This window comes from Sphingomonas sp. NIC1, assembly GCF_001638925.1.
GTDB classification, from domain to species: domain Bacteria; phylum Pseudomonadota; class Alphaproteobacteria; order Sphingomonadales; family Sphingomonadaceae; genus Sphingomonas; species Sphingomonas aquatilis.
This window is the reverse complement of sequence record NZ_CP015521.1, coordinates 1,006,621-1,023,145: the sequence shown is the minus strand read 5'-3', so window position 1 is coordinate 1,023,145 and position 16,525 is coordinate 1,006,621. Positions and strand designations below refer to the sequence as shown.

Below are 16,525 nucleotides of genomic sequence, written 5' to 3'. Positions count from 1 at the left end.
GGCTGCGTCGTCATTCCCGCGCAGGCGGGAATCCAGAACCGCTACCGTCTCGGCCCCATCGCGGGACCTGCGCGTATGGATCCCCGCCTCCGCGGGGATGACGATGGCTTGAGGTCAGTCCTTCTTCTTCCCCGAATTGGCGAACAGCACCGCCGCGGCGACCGCGGCTGATCCGATGCCAACGCCGATGATGCGCATCGGCCAATGGCTCTTGCGGCCCTGCACCTTCGCCTGCGCGGCGGCATCCTGCTGCGCCTTGGCGGCAGCGGCGGCTTCGAGGATCTCGTTGGGCTGATCCGACATACTCACTCTCCCTTGCCCCGTTGATACGCTGCGCGAAAACCATTCGCGAACGAGGTCAGTTCACCAGCCGCAATGGCGGCTCTCAGGTCCGCCATCAAGGCTTCGTAGAACCAGATGTTATGTTCGGTCATCAACATCGCACCCAGAATTTCGCCCGCACGGACGAGGTGGTGGATATAGGCGCGACTCCAAGTCGCACAGACCGGACAGCCGCACGTCGGGTCGAGCGGTGCCTGATCCTCGCCGAACTTCGCGTTGCGCAGGTTGATCGGGCCGTTGCGGGTGAATGCCTGGCCGGTCCGCCCCGAGCGCGTCGGCATCACGCAGTCGAACATATCGATGCCGCGCTCCACCGCGCCGACGATATCGTCGGGCTTTCCGACGCCCATCAGATAGCGCGGCTTGTCCTGCGGCAATTGCCCGGGTGCGAAATCGAGACAACCGAACATCGCCTCCTGTCCCTCGCCGACCGCCAGGCCACCGACCGCATAGCCATCGAAGCCGATGTCGATCAGCGCGTCGGCGCTCGCCTTGCGCAGGGGCTCGTCGAGTGCGCCCTGCTGGATGCCGAAGATCGCATTGTTCTCGGCATGCTCGCCGCCGCTGTCGAACGCATCGCGGCTGCGCTTCGCCCAGCGCATCGAGCGTTCCATCGCCGCGGCCTGCACCTCGCGCGTCGAGGTGGTCGGCACCAGTTCGTCGAACGCCATCACGATGTTGGAGCCCAGCAATCGCTGGATCTCGATCGATCGCTCCGGGCTGAGCAGGTGGCGCGTGCCATCGAGGTGGCTCTTGAACGACACGCCCTCTTCGGATCGCTTGGTCAGGTCGGCGAGGCTCATCACCTGATAGCCGCCCGAATCGGTCAGGATCGGCTTGTCCCAGCCCATGAAGCCATGGAGACCGCCCAGCCGCGCGACCCGTTCGGCGCCCGGGCGCAACATCAGGTGATAGGTGTTGCCGAGGATGATGTCGGCGCCCGCATTGGCGACGTCGGCGGGCTTCATCGCCTTCACGGTGGCGGCGGTGCCGACCGGCATGAAGGCGGGCGTGCGGATGACGCCACGCTGCATCTGGATCGTGCCAGTGCGGGCGCAGCCGTCGGTGGCGGCGATGGTGAAGGCGAAACGGGAAGACATGTCGTGCGCTTTGGCGAAAGCGGTCAGCGGTGTCGAGCCGCCGCTACCGCTTGCGCTTGCCGCCACGCGGGTCGGGGGCGCGGGTCGCCATGCTGCGGATCGTCAAACATTCTTTCCGCGTGACGACGCCATCCTTATCGACGTCGAGCCGCGCGAACACCCGCGCCATCGCCGCCTGCAATTCGGCGAGCGTGATGCGATTGTCGCCGTCGCTATCCACTTCGAACGGGCTGGGCAGCGCATTGGGGTCACCCAGCCAGCGCGTCGACCAGTCAGCGAAGTCGATATAGCCGAGCGAGCCGGTGTGAGCGGTGTCGATCGCGGCAAAGCTGCGCGCCACGCCGGCGGCAAGCTCGGCGCGGGTGGTGCGGCCGTCGCCGTCGCTGTCGAACGCCGCGATCGCCATTGCGACCGGCTCGACCACCAGCGTTGCGGGCGGTTGGACCGGGGCGGTAACAGGCGTTGCCGCCTGGAGAAGAAGCGTCAGCAGCATCGGCGGCGATCATGCCAGCGGGCCGCCCCGCGCGCCATCGCTATCCGCGCGCCGGCAGCAGCAGCGACGCGTCGCCATAGGAATAGAAGCGGTAGCCGTTGGCAATGGCATGCGCGTACGCTGCCTGCATCCGCTCGCGCCCCATCAACGCCGAAACCAGCATGAACAGCGTCGATTTGGGCAAATGGAAGTTGGTGAGCAGGCCGTCGATGCCGCGGAAGGTATAGCCGGGGGTGATGAAAATCGCGGTGTCGCCTTCGAACGGGCGGATCACCTGGTCTTCGCCGCTCGCGCTTTCGATCAGGCGGAGCGAGGTGGTGCCGACCGCGATCACCCGGCCGCCGCGGGCGCGGACGGCGTTCAGGCGGTCGGCGGTGGCGGCGTCGATGCGGCCCCATTCGGCGTGCATCCGGTGGTCGTCGGTGTCGTCTGCCTTGACGGGCAGGAAGGTGCCGGCGCCGACGTGCAGCGTCAGCGTCTCGTGGCCGATGCCGGCGGCATCCAGCGCGGCGATCAGATCGGGCGTGAAGTGCAGCGCCGCTGTGGGCGCGGCGACGGCGCCGGGTTCGGCCGCGAACATCGTCTGATAATCGTCGGCATCGCGCGCGTCGGTCGGGCGCTTGGCGGCGATATAGGGCGGCAGCGGCATGCGGCCGGCGCGTTCGAGCAACAGCTCGACCGGCTCGTCACCGGCAAAGTCGAGCGCGAGGCTGCCATCCTCGCCGCGATCGGTGGCGATGGCGGTGACGCCCGAGCCGAAATCGACGCTGTCGCCGTCACGCAAACGGCGCGCGTTGCGGACGAAGGCGCGCCAGCGGCGCGGTCCTTCGCGCTTGTGTAGCGTCGCGCCGATCTTCGCCTCGCCGCGTCGCCCTTCGAGCTGCGCGGGGATCACGCGCGTGTCGTTGAAGACCAGGCAGTCGCCAGCGCGCAATTCGGCCGGCAGGTCGCGGACGATACGGTCGCAGGTCGCATCGCCGTCGAGCACCAATAGCCGTGCCGAATCGCGCGGCGATGCCGGCCGCAGCGCGATACGCTCGGCCGGCAGCTCGAAATCGAAAAGCTCGACCTTCACTTGCGGGCAGGCGCCTTCTTGGCGGGTGCCGTCTTGCGGGCCGGGGCGACCGCCTTCTTGGGCGCCGCGGTGCCAGCCGATTCGCCGCCAGGCAATGTCACGGGGGCGCCGAGCGTGACCGGGGCCGGAGCAGGTGCGGGGGTGTAGGCCGGAGGATTGTCGGCGGCGATGTAGGCGTGGACGATCTTGGTCGGGTCCGCAGGCGGCTCGCCACGCTGGATCGCGTCGACATATTGCATCCCGTCGATCACCCGGCCGAAGACGGTATACTTCTTGTCGAGGCTGAGCTTCGGCTGGAAGACGATGAAGAACTGGCTGTTCGCGCTGTTCGGATCGTCCGCACGCGCCGCCGACACCGCGCCGCGGACGTGGGGCAGATAGTTGAACTCCGACGGTACGTTGGGCAGCGTCGATCCGCCGGTGCCGTCGCCCTTGGGATCGCCGCCCTGCGCCATGAACCCGTCGATCACGCGGTGGAAGGCGAGGCCGTCATAGAAATGCTGGCGGGTCAGCGTCTTGATCCGTTCGACCATCTTGGGCGCCACGTCGGGACGCAGCCAGATGGTGACGCGGCCACCGTCCGACAGGTCGAGCAGCCACAGGTTTTCCTTGTCGGTGGTCAGCGGCGGCGTCGCGCGCTGGGTGACGTCGTCGGTGCCGGGTACGCTCTGCGCAAAGGCAGGCGCGGCGAACAGGCACAACAGAAACGCAAACAGACGGGCGAACGGGCGCATGAGATTCCCAACCTAGGTGATGCGGTGCGGCTTAGAGCAAATCGCAGGTTGCACCAAACTGAACATCGTGGCGGCAATGGGGCGGGCAGGTGCCTTACTCTCTCGTCACCCCGGACTGGTTCCGGGGTCCACTCTGCGGCGAGGGGGATGATTGGAGCCTCTTGCCATTCCCCCGCGACCCCGTGGACCTCGGAACGAGTCCGGGGTGACGAGAAGGGGGCGTCAGCTGCCCCGCCGGCCCAGCTTCTCGACCCGTGCCACCACTTCCTCGCACACGGTCGGCGTGACGAAGCGCTGGATCGGGCCGCCGAACATCGCGATTTCCTTGACCAGACGGCTGGCGATCGGCTGCAGCGCGACGTCGGCCATCAGGAAGACGGTTTCGACGCGCGGATTGATCTGCTGGTTCATCCCCGCCATCTGATATTCATACTCGAAATCGGCGACGGCACGTAGGCCGCGGACGATGACTTTCGCGCCCTCGCGCTCGGCGAAGTCCATCAGCAGCGAATCGAAGGCGACGACGTCGATCGATCCGGCAATCCCCTCCACCTCGCGGCGGACGATTGCCATGCGCTCGTCGACGCTGAACATGGGGGACTTGGAGGGGTTAGTGGTCACGCCGATCACCAGCCGGTCGACCAGCTTGGCGCCGCGGCGGATGATGTCCATATGCCCCAAAGTGATGGGGTCGAAGGTGCCCGGATAGACGCCGATCCGCTCGCTCATGTCCGCCCCCTGTGTTCGATCATTATCGTGTTGGATGAATGTCGGTCAGCGATCCCGCTCGACGACGTAGCGCGCAATCGCGCGGAGCACATCGGCCTCCGGCCCGAAACCATGCAGGTGCGCGATCGCCTGGTCGACCAGCATGCGGCATTGGTCGCGCGCGCGGTCGACGCCGAGCAGCGACAGGAACGTCTCCTTGCCGGCCGCACCGTCCTTGCGCAGCGCCTTGCCGACCACCGCCTCGTCGCCCTCGGCGTCGAGCAGGTCGTCGGCGATCTGGAAGGCGAGGCCCAGGTTGTGCGCATAGCCGCGCAAGCTGCGGCGCCCCTCTGGCGGAACGCGGCCCAAAATTGCGCCCATTTCCACCGACACACCGATCAGCGCACCGGTCTTCATCTGCTGCAGCCGGGTGACGGTGGCGAGGTCGAACGTCATGCGTTCGGCGACCAGGTCCATCATCTGCCCGCCCGCCATGCCCGACGGGCCGGAGGCGCGTGCCAGTTCCATCACCAGTTCGGCGCGAACGAAGGGGTCGGCATGCGTCGCAGGATCGGCGAGCACTTCGAAGGCGAGGGCGTGCAAGCAATCGCCCGCCAGGATCGCGGTCGCCTCGTCGAACGCCTTGTGCACCGTCGGCTTGCCGCGGCGCATGTCGTCGTCGTCCATCGCGGGCAGATCGTCGTGGATCAGCGAATAGACGTGGATCGCCTCGACCGCCATCGCGACCTCGCCCGCGCAGTCGCGGTCGACGCCGAACAGGTCGGCGGTCGCGCACAGGAGCAACGGGCGCAGCCGCTTGCCGCCACCGATCGCGGCATGGCGCATCGCCTTGTAGAGGTCGGCGCGCGGATCCTCGGGTACAGCGAGTAGCCGGTCGAAGCGTGCGTCAATATCCGCGGCGACGGCGGCGAGCGCCTGATCGAGCGAGGGCGCGGTCGCGCTGGTCATCGGATCAGCCGGCTGCAAAGGGGCGGGTGCCGGCGGCCTTGCCCTCGGCATCGAGGCGGATCGCCTCGATCCGGGCCTGGGCTGCGTCGAGCCGATCGGCGCAGCGCTGGCGCAGCCGATCGCCGCGTTCATACAGCTGGATCGATTCGTCGAGCGTCGCTTCGCCGCTTTCGAGGCGGCTGACGATGCGTTCCAGTTCCTTCAAAGCATCTTCGAACGACAGGGTTTCGATCGGCGTATCCATGCGCGTCGCTATGGGGCAGCGGCGGGACGCACGCAAGGATGCGCGCAGACCCCGCCGCTTAGCCGAATCAGACGCGCATCGGCATGAGCACGTAGAGTGCGGGCGCCTTGTCGTTTTCGCGGATCAGCGTCGGGGCTGCGGCATCGTTGAGATGCACTTCCACCACGTCGCCATCGATCTGGCCGAGGATGTCGAGCAGATAGCGGCTGTTGAAGCCGATCTCGAACGGCATCGCGGCATAATCGCCCGGCACCTCTTCGGCGGCGGTGCCGTTTTCGGGGCTGGTGACCGACAAAGTGATCTTGTCGCGATCGAGCGCCATCTTCACCGCGCGCGTCTTTTCGGTCGCGATCGTCGACACGCGGTCGACGCCCTCCATGAAGCTCTTGGGATCGAGCTTCAGGATCTTGTCGTTCGCGGTCGGGATGACGCGGCTGTAATCCGGGAACGTACCGTCGATCAGCTTGCTGGTCAGGATGGCATTGCCCAGGTCGAAGCGGATCTTGGTGCCCGACAGCGACACGCCGACCGAGCCATCGATCTCGTCGAGCAGCTTGCGCAATTCACCGACGCACTTCCGCGGTACGATCACGTCGGGCATGCCCGCAGCGCCCTCGGGGCGCGGCAGCGTGACGCGGGCGAGGCGGTGGCCGTCGGTGGCGGCGGCCTTCAGCGTCGGCTCCGACGCTTCGTCCTGAACGTGCAGGAAGATGCCGTTGAGGTAATAGCGCGTCTCTTCGGTCGAGATGGCGAAGCGGGTCTTGTCGATGATCTGCTTCAGCGTGTCCGCCGGAATTTCGAACTGCGTCGGCAGCTCGCCCTCGGCGATCACCGGGAAGTCATCGCGCGGCAGCGTGCCGAGGCTGAAGCGCGCGCGGCCGGCGACGATCGTCATGCGGCCTTCGGCGGCGGTCAGCTGGACCTGCGCGCCTTCGGGCAGCTTACGCGCGATGTCGAACAGGGTGTGCGCCGACACGGTGGTCGAACCCGGCTGGTCGACCGCGGCCTGCACCGATTCGTTGATCTGCAAATCGAGGTCCGTCGCCATCAACCGCAGCTGGCCCTCGGCCGTCGCCTCGAGCAGCACGTTCGACAGGATCGGGATGGTGTTGCGCCGCTCCACGACGGACTGGACATGGCTCAGTCCCTTGAGGAGCGTTGCACGTTCGATCGTCGCCTTCATGGATATCCCCCGTCCCCCGAGTCCGGGGCGTGTTCCTCATCAGTCCTACCCACGAAAAAGGGGTCGGAGCAAGCACTCCGACCCCTCGGGCGATTCCGGTTAACAGCCGGTTAGCGGATTGGCCGCGATTCCGGTTCCATCACGCCCGTTATCCGTTACCCCGGGTCGAGCCCGGGGTGACGGGAGAGGGCTGGCCGTCAGAAGCGCATGCCGACGCCGGCGACCAGCTGGTGGCGATCGACGTCGATATTGTAGCGGCCGACCGAATTGTCGGCCTTGCCGTAGTTCGAGTAGCGATATTCGCCCTTGATATAGGTGTTCGCACCGATCTGATGCTCCAGGCCCGCGCCGAGGCGGAAGCCGTCGAGATCGGTGTGATCGCGCGTCTCGGTCGTCCCTTGCGTGTAGCGGGTGTCGACGCGGGCGTTTGTATAGCCGCCCTTGGCATATGCGAGCGTGGTCGGGTTGAGCGGCACGCCGACGCGCGCGCCGAGATAGACGTCGCGGCCCATGCCGACGCGGAAACGATCGCCCTGGTTGATCAGATTGTCGGTGCGCGTGTCGGTGGTCGATCCGGTCAGCTCGCCCTCGGCGCCGACGACGAGGTTGTTGAGCTGCACGTCATAGCCGACCGCGCCGCCGTAGACGAAGCCGTCGCTGGTATCGTGGCCGTCCTTCAGCGCGTCATAGCCGGCGACGCCTTCGATGCGCAGGCCGGTAAAGGGGGCGCCGGCGGTGGTCTGCGCGAACGCGGGGGCGGCGAGGGCGGTGGTGGCCACCGCGGCGAGAATCAGGTTACGCATAAGCTACTCCGTATGACGGGCGCCCCGAACGCTGGGGCGCGATGGGTCAATGGCCCAGACGGAACGGCGTTGCATGAACCTCAGCTAAACACGGAAAACCGTTGCTTTTGCGCCACAGCGATCCGAGACAGCGGGGATGACGCCCACCTCTCTGCCGGTCCGCAAGGGCCGCGACTTTATCGCGCGACATGGCGAAACGGTGTTCAATGCCGCCCGGCGGTTGCAGGGCGATGCACCGCATACGCCGCTGACCCGCGCGGGCTTTGCGCAGGCCGACGAGATGGGGCGGGCGCTGCGCGATACACTGGGCGCGGCGCCGGCGCTGACCTTGTGGGCCTCGCCGACAGGCCGCGCGTTGCAGACGCTGGCGGTGATCGCCGAGCATCTGGAACTCGACTGGCATGGCGCGCATCATGACGCGCGGCTGGTGGAAATCGGCATGGGGCGCTGGGGCGGGCGCTATTATGCCGATGTCGGAGGGGAGGTGGGGCCGGTGATCACCCCCGAGGGCCTGCTGCGTCCCGCCCCCGATGGCGAGGATTATGAGGCGATTGCGGCGCGCGTGACCTCATGGCTGGAAGCGACCGCGGACGATCCCGGCGATCGGCTGGTGATCATGCACGGCATTTCCAGCCGGGTGCTGCGCGGCGTTATGACCGGCCTGCCCGATCACCCCGAATGGCGCGCGCCGATCGCCGACGGCCTGCCGCAAGGATCGCTGGTGGTGATCGAAGGCGGCGTCGAAACGCTCGTACACCGCGGTACGGGCCACGCCCCCGCGTGAGGCTGGGGGCGGTCCTGCTGCTGGCGATGGCGGTCGCGGGGCCCGCGGCGGCACGCGAGACGCTGGGCGTCTACAAGGGCTGGGGCGCGTTCCGTGATGCGGTGCCGCACCGCTGCTATGCCATCGCGCGTCCGGTGACGGCGGGTGGACGCAGTGCGGGCTGGGCGAGCGTCGCGAACTGGCCGGGCCGTGGCCTCAGCGCCTCGCTCCACATCCGCCTGTCGCGGGAGCGCGACCGCTCCGCCCCCGTCACGCTGACCATCGGCGAGCGCCGGTTCGAACTCGCCGCGGGCGGGCTCGACGCCTGGGCGACCGACGCACCCAGCGATCGCGCGATCGTCGCCGCCCTGCGCTCGGGCCGCAGCATGAGCGTCGAGGCGGTGGGCGGCGGGGGGCGCCCCTTCGCTGATGTCTACCTGCTCGCCGGTGCCGCCACCGCCATCGATGCGGCGACCTTGGGGTGCGTCGGATAGCCCGTCCCGGCGGCGGGATGGAAATGGACGCGGTTTTCCGCTATAGGCCCGCGATGCTCGACAGCGTTGCGCCCCCCATGCCCATTCCGGGCCATATCGATCCTGTGCCCGTGCCGCGCGCGAAGACGCTGCGCGAGGATGGCCGGATCGACCTCATCGGCCTCGGCAAGGACGAACTGCGCCAGACGTTGCTCGACGCCGGCATGGAGCCGCGGCAGGCGAAGCTGCGCGCCAAGCAGATCTGGCACTGGCTGTACAATCGCGGCGCGACCGAATTTGCGGCGATGACCGATATCGCCAAGGCGCAGCACCCGTGGCTGGAGCAGCGTTTCGTCATCGGCCGGCCGGAGGTGGTCGAGGCACAGGTATCGACCGACGGCACGCGCAAATGGCTTCTGCGCTCGCCCGACGGGCAGGATTACGAGGCGGTGTTCATCCCCGACGCCGATCGCGGGACGCTGTGCGTGTCGAGCCAGGTCGGCTGCACGCTCAACTGCCGTTTCTGCCACACGGGCACGATGCGCCTCGTCCGCAACCTGACCGCGGGCGAGATCGTGGGGCAGGTAATGCTGGCGCGCGACGCGCTGGGCGAATGGCCGAGCCAGCCCGAGGGGCGGATGCTCACCAACATCGTGATGATGGGCATGGGCGAGCCGCTGTATAACTTCGACAGCGTCCGCGATGCGTTGAAGCTGGTGATGGACGGCGACGGCTTGGCGCTCTCGAAGCGCCGCATCACGCTCAGCACCAGCGGCGTCGTGCCGATGATGGCGCGCGCAGGCGAAGAGATCGGCGTCAACCTTGCCGTGTCGCTGCATGCCGTGACCAAGGAGGTGCGCGACGAAATCGTGCCGCTGAACAAGAAATACGGCATCGAGGAGCTGCTGCAGGCCTGTGCCGACTATCCCGGCGCCAACAATGCGCGCCGCATCACGTTCGAATATGTGATGCTGAAGGATAAGAACGATTCGGACGCGGAAGCGCACGAGCTCGTCCGCCTGCTGCGCAAGTACAAGCTGCCCGCCAAGGTCAATCTGATCCCGTTCAACCCCTGGCCGGGCGCGCCGTACGATACGTCGACGCCGGAGCGGGTGCGCCGGTTCAGCGACATCATCTTCGAAGCGGGCATCTCGGCGCCGGTGCGTACCCCGCGCGGCCGGGACATCGATGCCGCCTGCGGCCAGTTGAAGACTGCCGCGGAGAAGAAGAGCCGCGCGCAAATGGATCGCGAAGCCGAGGAAAAGATGGCGGCGCTCGGCTGAGCCCCGGGCAACCCGTTGGCGCAGCGCGGGTTATGACCCGGGCAACGCCATTATGGGATGTCCTTCATGCTACGCTCTTTCCTGATCGGTCTCGTCGCGGGCCAGCGCGGCATGACGCCGCTGGCGGTGGTCGCGGGTGCGGCACGGCAGGGGACGCTGTCGGCCGGCGCGCCGGGCGCTCGCCTGTTGGCGCATCCGGTCGTCGCCGGCGGCGCGGTTGCGATGGCGGCGGCGGAGATGGCGGGGGACAAGATGGCGACCGCCCCCGATCGCACGATCCCGCCGGGCCTGATCGCCCGCGCGATGAGCGCCGGATTTGCGGGGGCAGCGCTCGCCGAGCGGCGGCGCATGACCGGCGCGCTCGTTGCCGCCACGACCGCGGTGGCCGCGGCCTATGCGGGTCTCGCGCTGCGGCGCTATGGCATGCGGCGCTGGGGGCAGGCTGCGACCGGCTTCGTCGAGGATGCCGCCGTGCTGGCCGGCGGGATCGCCATCGCGCGTCTGCCGGCGCGCTAAACCCTTTTCGTCGACCGAGCGGCCGGCCCATTGCGGCCGTCATCGCCGCGCGCTAGGCGCGGCCTTCGATGCGGTCCTATCAGCCATCGTCGGACCGTCGTCGAGCGCTGTCGCTGGCGCTGACCATTGCCGCGCATCTGCTGCTCGTCTGGCTGCTGATCCATCTGGCGCCCGTGTTCGACGTGCAGAAGGAGCCCGGCCGCTCGCTCACCGTCAACATGCTGCCGATTGGGGATAATCAGTCGACCGCGACGAAGAGCGCCAAGGCGCCTGCGCGCGCTGCCCAGGCAAGCCGCCGCACCGCGCCCGAACCGCCCGCCGCTCCCAGAACGCTCGCCGACGACACGCCGGTCCCGCCCCCGGTCGAGACGCCGTTCCCCGGCTATCTGGTGCTCAGCCGCAACGATTTCCGCGCGTCCGACGTCGGCAAGATGCCCTCGACCCGATCGGGCGGCAGCGCGGGCAAACAGCTTGCCGCAGCCGACGGTCAGGGTGACGGTGACGCGGGCGAGACGAGCGCGTCGGCGGGCATCGGCCCGGGCGGTCAGCGGCTCTACGCCGCCGAATGGTATGTGCGGCCCAGCGCATCGCAGACCGGCCCGTACATGCCGCGCGAACTGCCGGCGGGATCGTGGGGCGAGATCGCGTGCAAGACCGCGCCCAATTACCGTGTCGAGGACTGCGTTCAGCTGGGCGATTCGCGCCCCGGCCTAGGGCTGGCCCGCGCGCTGCGCGAGGCGGCGTGGCAGTTCAAGGTCCGTCCGCCGCGGATCAACGGCAAGCCGCAGATCGGTGCGTGGGTGCGCATCCACTATGATATCGTCGATCGCGATCCGGGCTGATCAGCCCCGCGCGCGTGCCCGTCGATACGTGCCAAGCACGCGCACCCATTTGGAATGGAAGCCCAGTTCCTCCAGCGCGCGATCGACCGCGGGGTCGCCCGGCTTCCCCTCGATATCGCAGAAGAATTCGGTCGCCACGAACTGGCCGCCGCGCTGATAGCTTTCCAGCTTGGTCATGTTGACGCCATTGGTCGCGAAGCCGCCCATCGCCTTGTAGAGCGCGGCGGGGATATTCTTCACCTCAAAGATCAGCGTCGTCATCCACGGGCCCTCGCCGACCGGCGGCTTGCCACCCCGCGCCAGCACGACGAAGCGCGTCGTATTGTGTTCGGCATCGGCGATGTCGACGCCCAGCAGGTTGAGGCCATAAATCGCCGCCGCGCCCGGCGGGGCGAGCGCCGCGATCGCCGGATCGCCGAGCTCGGCCACATAGGCCGCGGCGCCGGCGGTGTCGGGATAGGCGGCCTGCGCGATGCCGTGCGCCTTCAGCCAGTGACGGCATTGGCCCAGCGCCTGCGGGTGGCTCATCGCCTCGCGCACCTGGTCGCGCGTGCCCGGTCCCATCAGGGCGTGGCGGATCGACAGGAAATGTTCGCCGGTGATGACCAGCCCCGATTCCGGCAGCAGGAAATGCATGTCGGCGACACGGCCGTGCAGCGAGTTTTCGATCGGGATCACCGCACAATCGGCACGCCCGTCGCGCACCGCGTCGATTGCATCTTCGAAGCTGAAACAGGGCAAAGGCAGGCCACCGGGAAAGGTTTCGGTGACGGCGACATGGCTGTTCGCACCCGGCGCGCCCTGAAAGGCGACGGCGCGTTCCGGCTCGGCGGCGGCGGCGGCGGTCATCGCGGCGACGATCGGGCGGGCGGGGGCGGCGTAGGTCTCCATGGGGCCGCGGGCCTAGTGGCGTGGGGGGCGACCGGCAAGCGATGCTTGCGGACGGCCCGCGGCTTTCCTATGGGTTCGCTGCGCAAAGTATAAAACAGGGGCAGCGTTAGGCAGATGGATAACCGCACCAATACGATCGCCGGGTGGACGCTGGCAGCCTGCGGGCTCGCGCTCGGTCTGTCGATCGTCGGCGGCATGGCCTTCCACAGCGAGCGCCCCGAAAAGATGGGCTATGCGATCGAGGGCGTCGAGGAAGCCGGTGGCGGCGGCGAGGCCGCGGCGGTGCCGATCGCGACGCTGCTGCCGACCGCCGACGTCGCCAAGGGCGCCGAAGTGTTCAAGAAGTGCGCCGCCTGCCATACCGTCAACCAGGGCGGGGCGAACGGCATCGGCCCGAACCTGTACGCGACGCTCGGCGAACCGATCGGCCAGGGCAAGGGCGGCTTCGCCTTCTCCGATGCGCTGAAGGGCGTCGGCGGCAATTGGGACTTCGACAAGATGAACGCGTGGCTGACCAGCCCGCGCAAGTTCGCGCCGGGCACGAAGATGACCTTCGCCGGCCTTGGCAATGCGCAGGATCGTGCCAACGTCATCGCCTATCTGAACAGCCAGGGTTCGAACCTGCCGCTGCCGGCGGCACCGGCCGCGGGCGCTGCGCCGGCGAAGGAAGGCGCGGAGAAGCCCGCAACCAACGCCGCCAAGGATTCGATCACCAACACAGACGCCGCGAACAACCTCGGCAACACCGGCACGCCCGCGTCGGGCGCACCGTCGGTCGATCCCAACGCCGCCAAGGAAGGCGCGAAGGCGGGGAAGTAAGCCGGATTCTTCGGCGGTAAGTCCGCCGCAAGCGATCCGTCACCCCGGACTGGTTCCGGGGGGTGCCGTGCCGCAGCGGGCGGCAGTTGCCCATCACCCGTCATCCGTCACCCCGGCCTTGAGCCGGGGTCCCGCTTCGCCTTCAGCAGCAATGCAGGCTTACGTGGCGTCAAAAGCGGGACCCCGGGTCAAGCCCGGGGTGACGATACGTTGCGAGAGGTCGCGGGAAACCGGTCATCCGTCAGAGGGCGATGCCGCTCTGACAGGCTAGCCCGCGCTCAGCCCTCTTGCTTCGCCTGTTCTTCGTAGAACGCCCGCACCACGTCCCACGCCTCTTCGGCGGTTTCGACATAGGTGAAGATGCCGAGATCGCGCTGGCTGACGACGCCTTCGTCGACCAGCGCCTGGAAGTTCACCACCTTTTCCCAGAATTCGCGGCCGAACAGCAGGACGGGGATCGGCTTGATCTTGCCGGTCTGGATCAGCGTCAGCAGCTCGAACAGTTCGTCGAACGTGCCGAACCCGCCGGGGAAGGCGGCCAGCGCGCGGGCGCGGAGCAGGAAGTGCATCTTGCGCAGCGCGAAATAGTGGAACTGGAAGCTTAGCGACGGCGTGACATAGGGGTTGGGCGCCTGTTCGTGCGGCAGGACGATGTTGAGGCCGATCGATTCGGCGCCGACATCGGTCGCGCCGCGATTGGCGGCTTCCATGATCGACGGGCCGCCCCCTGAGCAGACGACGAACTGGCGCATCCCCTTCTGATCGCGCGGCACGCGGCTGGCGATCTGCGCGAGTTCGCGTGCGACCTCGTAATAGCGGCTTTTGTCGACCAGCCGCTGCGCGATCGCGCGGCTGGTGTCGTCGGTGGCGAGCTCCAGCATCGCCTGCGCCTTGGCGGGCTCCGGAATGCGCGCCGAGCCATACATGACGAAGGTGGAGGCGATCTTTGCCTCTTCCAGCAGCAGCTCGGGCTTCAGCAGTTCGAGCTGGAAGCGGACGGGGCGCAGATCCTCGCGCAGCAGGAAGTCCATGTCCTGGAAGGCGAGCTTATAGGCGGGGTGCTCGGTCTGCGGCGTCGAGATCGCCTGTTGGGCGGAGGCGGCATCCTGGCTGGCGCGGGGGAAGACCCGCTCGGGTACGCGTGTATCGGTCATCCGAGGGAAGTAGAGCAAAGCTTCCGCCCGCTCAACGGCCTATCGGCACAGGCCGGCATGATCGTCTTCCAGGTGCAGATGGTTGCGATGCGCGGCGTTATAGGCCGGCGACAGGACCGTGCCGAACCGCCGGCACGCCGAGGCGTGGATCGTCGTCAGGAAGCGTTGCACCGCCGGGTCGGGCGAGGTCCAGTCATTGAGGATCGAGACGCGCCGCCCGTCCTTCAGGGTAACGCCGCCGATATCGATCGCATTGGCGATCGCGTGGCCGGAGCGGCGATTGCCGTGTGCCGTGCCGACGACGTTGCGGCAGGCATAGCTGCCCATGCTCTGCACGCTCGCAAGTTCGCTGCCCAGGATCTGGTAAGCGGCCGGGGCCACCGCATTGCGCACCCAGGCCGAAAAGGCGCGTGCCTCACCGCAGCGGACCGCGCCCAGGCCTGGGACGGGCACGCCGATCTCGACCAGCTGCACCGCGCCCGACAGGCCGCAGCCGTTGCCGTAATCCTTGTCCGGCAGCACGCGATAGGCGACGTTCATGGCGCGCAGGTCGGCGAGGCATTGCGCGGTCTCGCGAATCGACGGGGTCGCGATCGACGCGCGGGGCGCACGCGCCGGGGCGGGCGTGGGCCGCTCGCGGCTGCCGCAACCGGCCAGCGCGAGCAAGGCCGCCGCCGTCGAAACCCTGTTTACCGCAAAACGCACATGCCCCCCAGTCCCATCCCGGCGACGTTCGGCGATCGGCGCGGTCGGCGATAGGGGCGTTACGACAGCCGGTGCCGCTGGAGCGACGACAGCTCGGTCATCAGCTTCACCAGCAGGATCGCGAGCGGGACGTCGATGGCGAGGCCGAGCACATACAGCCAATTGGCCTCGATCGCGGTGGCGACGTCCTTCGCCGCCATCGTCGCGCGGAAGGTCACCTGGCCGAACACGTTGGTCGCGAGCCACAGGCCCCACCAGACGCGCATCCAATAGGGCGTGGTCACCGCCTGCGGATCGTCGGGTGACACGGTCGCCGCCCAGCTCTCGCGCACGCCGATGAACGGCTTCCACAGCGTCGCGATCGGCACGAAGAACCAGCCGACGTTCCAGCCGGGCGAAATGGTCATGGTCTCGCTCCACTGATGCGCGTTGCGGTTGACCAGGAAAATCCAGCGCAGGACGGCGACACCGCTGAGGAGAAACATCAGCATGAACACGCCGCCGGTCACCGCCGCGATATCGTCGGACAGTTCGATGGCGGCATGATCGCGCATCGTGCCGCCGAGCCCACCGAGGACGTTGATCTGCCACAGGCTGGCCAGCGCGATGGCGATATCGCTGGCCAGCCAGAGCCAGACAAGGAGGACGGCGCGGCGCGCGGGGCGTGTAGGGTCGGTCGTCATGACGGCTCCTATCGGCAATGTGTCCGATTCGAACATTCCCCGATCGAGGGTGCCCTGTCGAGGGGCTTTCCTGCCGATGGCCGGGATCAGAGCGCGATCGTGCCCCGTTGCGCCAGCAGCGCGGCCTGTCGCGCCGAAACCTGCGTGACAATCCGCACCAGCAGGATGACGAGCGGTACGTCGATCGCGAGCAGCACCACGTCCGCCCAGCGTGCGGCCGCGAGGTGCGACGCACGGTGCGCCTCATCCATCAGCGGTCCGCCGATCGGTCCGAACAGATTGGCGAGCAGCCACAACCCCCACCACCAACGCAGCAGCGCGGGCACCGGCACGGTGTCCGGCGCGACCGGATCGACGCTCGTCCGCCAGATGTCCACCATGCCGCGAAACGGGCGCCACAGGTTGAGCACGGGAAGGAAGAATCGCCCGACCGCCCACCCCGGCGACACCGTGATCCGGTCGCTCAGTGCATGCGCCCGGACGGCGGCGCGATACACCCAGCGCAGGACCATCACGATCGTGACGAGATGGACCAGGATCGCGACCGAGCCGATCGCCTCGCCGACCGGTGCCGCTTGGGCAAGACGGTCGGGTGAGGGCGTGCCGCCGAAGGCCGCCACGCTGTTCAGGGCGAAGACGGCATAGGCCGCGACCGCCGCCTGACAGGCCAGCCATATCCACAGCCACGCCACGGTCGCCTTCGCGCCTGTCTTCGGCGGTGCCGCAATGTCCATGGCCTCATCCC

General features: G+C 68.0%; 21 protein-coding genes. 6 read left to right on the top strand and 15 right to left on the bottom strand.

The genetic code is table 11. The annotated features are described in order from the left end of the window. Window positions 1-114: 114 nt before the first annotated feature. The 10 genes from A7E77_RS04935 to A7E77_RS04890 form a co-directional block, all read right to left on the bottom strand. Window positions 115-303, bottom strand: coding sequence for a hypothetical protein (locus A7E77_RS04935; RefSeq protein WP_017979936.1), 189 nt, complete (start codon window positions 301-303; stop codon window positions 115-117). A gap of 2 nt (window positions 304-305) precedes the next feature. Further along, window positions 306-1,442 (bottom strand): tRNA guanosine(34) transglycosylase Tgt, encoded by a 1,137-nt coding sequence (tgt, locus tag A7E77_RS04930; protein ID WP_063689724.1) that lies wholly within the window; start codon window positions 1,440-1,442, stop codon window positions 306-308. A 43-nt stretch (window positions 1,443-1,485) separates the two neighbouring features. After that, on the bottom strand, window positions 1,486-1,935 hold the full coding sequence (locus A7E77_RS04925) for an EF-hand domain-containing protein (protein WP_063686268.1): 450 nt from the start codon (window positions 1,933-1,935) through the stop codon (window positions 1,486-1,488). A gap of 40 nt (window positions 1,936-1,975) precedes the next feature. Continuing rightward, window positions 1,976-3,010, bottom strand: coding sequence for a tRNA preQ1(34) S-adenosylmethionine ribosyltransferase-isomerase QueA (gene queA, locus A7E77_RS04920; RefSeq protein WP_063686266.1), 1,035 nt, complete (start codon window positions 3,008-3,010; stop codon window positions 1,976-1,978). Further along, window positions 3,007-3,744 carry a peptidylprolyl isomerase gene (locus A7E77_RS04915; protein ID WP_063686264.1) on the bottom strand — a complete coding sequence of 246 codons (738 nt, stop codon included), beginning with the start codon at window positions 3,742-3,744 and terminating at the stop codon, window positions 3,007-3,009. The genes queA and A7E77_RS04915 overlap by 4 nt, the downstream gene beginning before the upstream one ends. A gap of 222 nt (window positions 3,745-3,966) precedes the next feature. After that, window positions 3,967-4,473 carry a pantetheine-phosphate adenylyltransferase gene (gene coaD / locus A7E77_RS04910; RefSeq protein ID WP_063686262.1) on the bottom strand — a complete coding sequence of 169 codons (507 nt, stop codon included), beginning with the start codon at window positions 4,471-4,473 and terminating at the stop codon, window positions 3,967-3,969. Between the two features lie 45 nt (window positions 4,474-4,518). Continuing rightward, entirely contained in the window at window positions 4,519-5,421 is a 903-nt protein-coding gene (locus A7E77_RS04905) for a polyprenyl synthetase family protein (protein ID WP_063686260.1), read from the bottom strand. 4 nt (window positions 5,422-5,425) lie between these two features. Continuing rightward, window positions 5,426-5,665 carry an exodeoxyribonuclease VII small subunit gene (locus tag A7E77_RS04900; protein WP_017979929.1) on the bottom strand — a complete coding sequence of 80 codons (240 nt, stop codon included), beginning with the start codon at window positions 5,663-5,665 and terminating at the stop codon, window positions 5,426-5,428. A 67-nt stretch (window positions 5,666-5,732) separates the two neighbouring features. After that, window positions 5,733-6,848: a DNA polymerase III subunit beta gene (dnaN, locus tag A7E77_RS04895; protein WP_017979928.1), complete on the bottom strand. Its 1,116-nt coding sequence runs from the start codon at window positions 6,846-6,848 to the stop codon at window positions 5,733-5,735. Between the two features lie 197 nt (window positions 6,849-7,045). Beyond that, window positions 7,046-7,651, bottom strand: coding sequence for an outer membrane protein (locus A7E77_RS04890; RefSeq protein WP_063686258.1), 606 nt, complete (start codon window positions 7,649-7,651; stop codon window positions 7,046-7,048). A 136-nt stretch (window positions 7,652-7,787) separates the two neighbouring features. On the opposite strand from A7E77_RS04890, the gene A7E77_RS04885 reads away from it, so the two are divergent. The 5 genes from A7E77_RS04885 (at window position 7,788) to A7E77_RS04865 (ending at window position 11,528) form a co-directional block, all read left to right on the top strand. After that, window positions 7,788-8,435 (top strand): histidine phosphatase family protein, encoded by a 648-nt coding sequence (locus A7E77_RS04885; RefSeq protein ID WP_063686256.1) that lies wholly within the window; start codon window positions 7,788-7,790, stop codon window positions 8,433-8,435. Next, a complete protein-coding gene (locus A7E77_RS04880; RefSeq protein WP_078462234.1) occupies window positions 8,432-8,908 on the top strand; it encodes a hypothetical protein in 477 nt (158 codons plus the stop codon). The genes A7E77_RS04885 and A7E77_RS04880 overlap by 4 nt, the downstream gene beginning before the upstream one ends. 53 nt (window positions 8,909-8,961) lie before the next feature. Further along, window positions 8,962-10,170 carry a 23S rRNA (adenine(2503)-C(2))-methyltransferase RlmN gene (gene rlmN, locus A7E77_RS04875; protein ID WP_226341852.1) on the top strand — a complete coding sequence of 403 codons (1,209 nt, stop codon included), beginning with the start codon at window positions 8,962-8,964 and terminating at the stop codon, window positions 10,168-10,170. A 66-nt stretch (window positions 10,171-10,236) separates the two neighbouring features. Next, window positions 10,237-10,686 carry a hypothetical protein gene (locus A7E77_RS04870; protein WP_063689720.1) on the top strand — a complete coding sequence of 150 codons (450 nt, stop codon included), beginning with the start codon at window positions 10,237-10,239 and terminating at the stop codon, window positions 10,684-10,686. Window positions 10,687-10,754: 68 nt separating this feature from the next. Next, window positions 10,755-11,528 carry a hypothetical protein gene (locus A7E77_RS04865; RefSeq protein ID WP_063686252.1) on the top strand — a complete coding sequence of 258 codons (774 nt, stop codon included), beginning with the start codon at window positions 10,755-10,757 and terminating at the stop codon, window positions 11,526-11,528. Here A7E77_RS04865 and A7E77_RS04860 read toward each other — a convergent pair whose 3' ends face one another. Next, window positions 11,529-12,419 (bottom strand): prephenate dehydratase, encoded by an 891-nt coding sequence (locus tag A7E77_RS04860; protein ID WP_043061204.1) that lies wholly within the window; start codon window positions 12,417-12,419, stop codon window positions 11,529-11,531. A 114-nt stretch (window positions 12,420-12,533) separates the two neighbouring features. Here A7E77_RS04860 and A7E77_RS04855 point away from each other — a divergent pair, with 114 nt between their 5' ends. Then, entirely contained in the window at window positions 12,534-13,238 is a 705-nt protein-coding gene (locus tag A7E77_RS04855; RefSeq protein WP_017979920.1) for a c-type cytochrome, read from the top strand. A 278-nt stretch (window positions 13,239-13,516) separates the two neighbouring features. Here A7E77_RS04855 and A7E77_RS04850 read toward each other — a convergent pair whose 3' ends face one another. From A7E77_RS04850 to A7E77_RS04835, 4 genes are all read right to left on the bottom strand, one after another. After that, window positions 13,517-14,392 (bottom strand): TIGR00730 family Rossman fold protein, encoded by an 876-nt coding sequence (locus A7E77_RS04850; protein WP_017979919.1) that lies wholly within the window; start codon window positions 14,390-14,392, stop codon window positions 13,517-13,519. A 39-nt stretch (window positions 14,393-14,431) separates the two neighbouring features. Further along, window positions 14,432-15,058: an extensin family protein gene (locus A7E77_RS04845; RefSeq protein WP_063686250.1), complete on the bottom strand. Its 627-nt coding sequence runs from the start codon at window positions 15,056-15,058 to the stop codon at window positions 14,432-14,434. 98 nt (window positions 15,059-15,156) lie between these two features. Beyond that, complete coding sequence (locus A7E77_RS04840) at window positions 15,157-15,780, bottom strand: DUF4328 domain-containing protein (protein ID WP_078462232.1); 624 nt, start codon at window positions 15,778-15,780, stop codon at window positions 15,157-15,159. An 86-nt stretch (window positions 15,781-15,866) separates the two neighbouring features. Beyond that, window positions 15,867-16,514: a DUF4328 domain-containing protein gene (locus A7E77_RS04835; protein ID WP_063686248.1), complete on the bottom strand. Its 648-nt coding sequence runs from the start codon at window positions 16,512-16,514 to the stop codon at window positions 15,867-15,869. Between the last annotated feature and the right edge of the window lie 11 nt (window positions 16,515-16,525).